This window comes from Micrococcus sp. LASM2_SD2, from assembly GCF_057364565.1.
Genome location: NZ_JBNFOB010000190.1, coordinates 1 through 4,821, shown reverse-complemented (window position 1 = coordinate 4,821; position 4,821 = coordinate 1). Strand labels below are relative to the sequence as shown.

General features: G+C 72.2%; 6 protein-coding genes. 1 reads left to right on the top strand and 5 read right to left on the bottom strand.

The annotated features are described in order from the left end of the window. The 3 genes from AC2W7A_RS09610 to AC2W7A_RS09600 all read right to left on the bottom strand — a co-directional run. Nucleotides 1-514 (bottom strand): biotin/lipoyl-containing protein (locus AC2W7A_RS09610; protein ID WP_485991166.1); only part of this gene is annotated, 514 nt, incomplete at its 3' end. Then, entirely contained in the window at nt 511-1,560 is a 1,050-nt protein-coding gene (locus AC2W7A_RS09605; protein WP_485991165.1) for an alpha-ketoacid dehydrogenase subunit beta, read from the bottom strand. The genes AC2W7A_RS09605 and AC2W7A_RS09610, both read right to left, overlap by 4 nt. 2 nt (nt 1,561-1,562) lie before the next feature. Beyond that, nucleotides 1,563-2,723: a thiamine pyrophosphate-dependent enzyme gene (locus AC2W7A_RS09600; protein WP_485991164.1), complete on the bottom strand. Its 1,161-nt coding sequence runs from the start codon at nt 2,721-2,723 to the stop codon at nt 1,563-1,565. A 209-nt stretch (nt 2,724-2,932) separates the two neighbouring features. On the opposite strand from AC2W7A_RS09600, the gene AC2W7A_RS09595 reads away from it, so the two are divergent. After that, nucleotides 2,933-3,397, top strand: a complete 465-nt coding sequence (locus AC2W7A_RS09595; protein WP_485991163.1) for an Lrp/AsnC family transcriptional regulator — start codon at nt 2,933-2,935, stop codon at nt 3,395-3,397. A gap of 119 nt (nt 3,398-3,516) precedes the next feature. Here the strand turns inward: AC2W7A_RS09595 and AC2W7A_RS09590 are convergent, their stop codons facing one another. Both AC2W7A_RS09590 and AC2W7A_RS09585 read right to left on the bottom strand, forming a co-directional pair. Beyond that, nucleotides 3,517-3,840, bottom strand: a complete 324-nt coding sequence (locus AC2W7A_RS09590; RefSeq protein WP_485991162.1) for a YciI family protein — start codon at nt 3,838-3,840, stop codon at nt 3,517-3,519. Nucleotides 3,841-3,857: 17 nt separating this feature from the next. Beyond that, nucleotides 3,858-4,821 (bottom strand): MFS transporter (locus AC2W7A_RS09585; RefSeq protein ID WP_485991161.1); only part of this gene is annotated, 964 nt, incomplete at its 5' end.

The window sequence follows — 4,821 nt, the reverse complement described above, 5'->3', positions numbered from 1 at the left end:
CCGGTGCCGTCGTCGTGCTGCCGCGGCGACGCTTGGACGGACGGGTGCGGCCCTTGGCGCCGTGGCCGGAGGTGCCGTAGCCGATGAGGACGCTGCCGGAGGCCTCCTCGTCCGAGCCCTCCACGTCCCCGTCGCCGCCGCGGGCCTTGTCCGGAGCGGGCTGGCCCTTGCCGGGCTCCATCACGCCCGCGCGCTCCTCCTCGCGGTAGGACAGCGCGCCGGCCTTCTCTTCGGCACCGGTGCCGGAGTCGGGCTCGGACCCGCCGGCGGTCTCGCCGGCCTCGCCCACGGTGATCAGCGGCAGGCCGACCTCCATGGTCTCGCCCTCGGCGCCGTGCAGGGTCAGCACGGTGCCGGCGAACGGGCACGGCACCTCCACGAGCGCCTTGGCGGTCTCCACCTCGGCGATCGGCTGGTCCACGGCGACCTCGTCGCCCTCGGCCACGAGCCAGCGGACCAGGTCGGCCTCGGTCAGGCCCTCGCCCAGGTCGGGCAGGTTGAAGGTCTTGCTCATGCGTCGGCCTCCTCAGAGTCCAGGTCCCAGTTCAGGTCGTCGATGGCATCGAGGATGCGGTCGACGTTCGGCAGGTGGTGCTCCTCGAGCTTCGGCGCCGGGTAGGGGATGTCCCAGCCCGACACGCGCAGCACCGGGGCCGCGAGCGAGTGGAAGCACTCCTTCTGGATGCGGGCCACCAGCTCGGAGGCCACGGACACGAAGCCCTGCGGCTCGGCCACCACCACGGCGCGGCCGGTCTTGGTCACCGACTCCACGATGGTCGCCTCGTCCAGCGGGTTGATGGTGCGCAGGTCCACGACCTCCACCGAGTAGCCCTCCTCCGCGGCGGCCTTGGCGGCGGCCACGCAGGTGGGCACCGAGGGGCCGTAGGAGACGAGCGTGACGTCCGAGCCGGTGCACGCCACGGTGGCGCGGGCCCAGGCCTCGCCCTCCGCCTCAGCCTGCTCCACCTCGGCCCAGCGGGCCTCGAACTCGGCGCGCAGCTCGTCCAGGTCCAGGTCCGCCTTGGACCAGTAGAGCTTCTTCGGCTCCATGAAGACCACCGGGTCGTTCGAGCGGACGGCCCAGCGCAGCATCAGGTAGGCGTCCTTGACGGTGGCCGGGGTGTACACCTTCAGGCCCGGAGTGTGGGCGTAGTAGGACTCGGAGGAGTCGCAGTGGTGCTCCACGCCGCCGATGCCGCCGCCGTAGGGGATGCGGATCGTGATCGGCATCGGGGCGGCGCCCTTGGTGCGGTTGCGCATCTTGGCGATGTGGCTGGCCACCTGCTCGAAGGCCGGGTAGGCGAAGGCGTCGAACTGCATCTCGATCACCGGGCGGGCGCCGCCGAGGGCCATGCCCACGGCCATGCCGGCGATGCCGGACTCGGCCAGCGGGGTATCGAAGCAGCGGTCGTCGCCGAAGCGCTTGGTCAGGCCGTCGGTGATGCGGAAGACGCCGCCGAGGGTGCCCACGTCCTCACCGAAGACGACCACCATGTCGTCGGCCTGCATCTCGTCGGCAAGGGCCGCGTTCAGTGCGGCCGCGAAGGTCAGGTTCGCCATGCTCAGGCCTCCTTGCTCTCGGTGCGGGACAGCTCCTCGGCCAGCTGCGCGCGCTGCGCGGCCAGCTGCGGGGTCTGCACGGTGTAGACGTGGTCGAACAGCTCGAGCGGGTCCAGCTCCACGTCCGTGTTCATCGCATCGCGCAGCGCGGCGGCGACCTGCTCGGCGTCCGAGGTGATGGACTCGGAGACCTCGTCCGTCAGCACCCCGCGGTCGGTGAGGAACGCGGTCATGCGGCGCAGCGGGTCGCGGGCCTCCCACTCCTTCACCTCGTCGTCCTCGCGGTAGCGGGTGGCGTCGTCCGCGTTGGTGTGGGACTGCATGCGGTAGGTGTCCGCCTCCACCAGGAACGGGCCGCCGCCGGCGTGGCAGAGGTCCACGGCGCGGCCGAGCACGGCCAGCAGGGCGGCCAGGTCGTTGCCGTCCACCCGCTCGCCGGCGAGGCCGTAGCCCACCGCCTTGTGCGCCAGGGACGGGGCGGCGGACTGACGGGCCAGCGGCACGGAGATCGCGTACTTGTTGTTCTGCACGAAGAAGATCACCGGCAGCTTGAACACCGCGGCGAAGTTCAGGGCCTCATGGAAGTCGCCCTCGGAGGTGCCGCCGTCGCCGACCATGGCGAGCACGGCCACATCCTCGCCGCGCAGGCGGGCGGCCTTGGCCAGGCCCACGGCGTGCAGCAGCTGGGTGGTCAGCGGGGTGGACTGCACGGAGACGCGGTGCTCCTGCGGGTCATATCCCTGGTGCCAGGTGCCCTGGTAGGCGACCATCACCTCGGTGGCGGGGACGCCGCGGGACATCACGGCCACGGTGTCGCGGTAGGTCGGGAAGAGCCAGTCGTCCTTGCGCAGGCAGACGGCGGCGGCCACCTCGGAGGCCTCCTGGCCGTGCGAGGACGGGTAGACGGCCATGCGGCCCTGGCGGACGAGGGCGTAGGCCTGGTCGTTCACGCGGCGGCCGATCACCAGGTGACGGTAGGCGTCGAGCAGGGCCTCGTCGGAGGGCATCGGGTACTCGTGGCCGGGCTCGGCGCCCTGCTCCTCCGGGGACAGCGCGGTGCCGTCCTCGGTGACGAGCTGGATGCGGCGGGTGGCCGGCAGCAGGTACTCCTCCAGCGTGATGCCGAACGAGTCGTGCGGCGCAGACGCGGGGTTGTGGCTCATGGGCACTCCTTTCCAGATTCGCCCCATTCTGACCCGAACGGTTCAATCTGTTCACCGTACCGGCGTAACCTGCATACAGATCTGCTGATTCAACGTCGGCGGATGGACGTTCTGCTAAAGTGTCGCATGGCACACGCACAGATGTCCGCCATCTGCCCGCCGCCGTGCGGCCGGGCCGCCAGCGGTGCCGGGAGAGAGGGTGCAGCGCCATGGAACTGGATGCCACGGACCACGCGATCATCGCCGAGCTCAGCCGGGACGGACGCCTCTCGGTGGCCGCGCTCGCCGAGCGGGTGCACATCTCCCGCGCCCACTGCTACTCCCGGCTGAACCGCCTGCAGGACGCCGGCGCCATCACCGGCTTCACCGTGACGGTGGACCCCGAGCGGCTGGGCTTCAGCGCCTCCGCCCACGTGGCCCTCAAGCTGCGTCAGCACAACTGGCGCGAGCTGCGCGCCCAGCTGCTGGCCATCCCTGAGGTCAGCCAGGTCTCCCTGGTGGGCGGCAACATGGACGTGATGATCATGGTCCGCGCCCGGGACATCGCGGACCTGCGGCGCGTGGTGTTCGAGCACCTGCAGTCCCTGCCCGGCGTGGTGGACACCCAGACGTACATGATCTTCGAGAGCCACACCTCAGCCAAGTACCTGGACTCGCGGCCCGAGCGGGGCTGAGCCCCGCCCCGCGGTCGCCTGCGGAGACCGCCCGGCGGGCTTCCCGACGACGGCGCCCGGCCGTCGTCATCCCCTCACCTGCGTGCCCCCTCACCGAGGCGCCGCTCGGGCGGGGCGGCTCAGAAGCGGCCGGCGAGCGGCGCGTCGTCGCCCTCGACCCAGGCTCCCATCGGCGGCGCCCACGGGCGCACGTCCACGGTGGCCACCAACGCCTCCTTCTGGAAGGGGTCCTCGGTGAGTAGGGTGCGGGCCGCATCCGCGGACTCGGCGCGGACCAGCAGCAGCGCGGCGGGCTGGACGCCCTCCTGCTCCGGGTAGGCTCCCGCGAGGAGCACGACTCCGTTCGCGGCCAGCGAGCGCAGGAACGCGCGGTGGTCCGCACGGTGGGCGTCGCGGCCGGCGGAGTCGTCGGTGTAGGTGTAGTGCACGGCGAAGACGGACATGGCGTCAGTGTCCCACGTCACGCACCACGCCGGGAGGACGTCCCGCCCTGCGGACGGTGCACGGACCCGGGGCCTCCGGGCAGCAGCACACGGAAGCCGAGCGAGCCGGCGGCGGCCATGCCGGCGAGCGCGAGGATGCCGCCGGCCAGCCCTGCCAGGCCGGTGACCGCGGAGAGCAGCAGCGGGCCGGTCACCATGCCGGTGTCCGAGACGATGCGCCAGATCCCCAGGAACTGGGCGCGGCCGTGCGCCGGCGAGTAGTCCGCGCCGAGGGTCATCACGATGCCCGAGCCGAACCCGTTGCCCAGGCCGATCAGCAGGGCGGCGCCGAGCAGGGCGACGAACGAGTCCGTCAGCGGGAGCACGGCGAACCCGACGGCCATCACGCCCAGGCAGGGCACGGCCACGGCGCGGCGTCCGAAGCGGTCCATGAGCCAGCCGGACGGATAGAACATCAGCACGTCCACCACCGCGGACAGACCGAAGATCAGGGACGTGGTGGCCGGGTCGAGCCCCAGGTGCGCCGCCCACAGCGGCACCACCGAGGCGCGGCAGACGCGCGTGGCGGACAGCGTCATCACGCAGAGCCCGACCGTGGAGAGCAGTCGCACGTGCGTGGTGGCCATGTGCCGCAGGGTCTCGGCCGGCAGCGGGATGCCCTGGGTGTCCAGGGCCGCCGCCTCCTCGGCGAGCTCGTCGATGAAGAAGCTCATGGCCACGCCCACGGCCATAGCCACCGTGGCCGCGGCGAACGCGCCGGGCAGGCCCATCCAGGCCTGCAAGCCCGCGCCGAGAAACGGACCCACCAGCGTGCCGATGCGGATGGTGCCGCCGAGCATGGACATCGCCCGCGCCCGGTGCGTCACCGGGACGGCGGCCGCGAGGTAGGACTGCCGGGCCAGGTTGAAGCCGGAGCCGGCGGCGCCGACCATGAGCACCGCCGCCAGCAGCAGCGGCAGGCCGGCCTCCTGCGGCAGGCCC

Coding starts and splice junctions, on each gene's coding strand:
- AC2W7A_RS09605 (WP_485991165.1), bottom strand. CDS start 1,560: ATGGCGAACCTGACCTTCGCGGCCGCACTGAACGCGGCCCTTGCCGAC.
- AC2W7A_RS09595 (WP_485991163.1), top strand. CDS start 2,933: ATGGAACTGGATGCCACGGACCACGCGATCATCGCCGAGCTCAGCCGG.
- AC2W7A_RS09590 (WP_485991162.1), bottom strand. CDS start 3,840: ATGTCCGTCTTCGCCGTGCACTACACCTACACCGACGACTCCGCCGGC.
- AC2W7A_RS09600 (WP_485991164.1), bottom strand. CDS start 2,723: ATGAGCCACAACCCCGCGTCTGCGCCGCACGACTCGTTCGGCATCACG.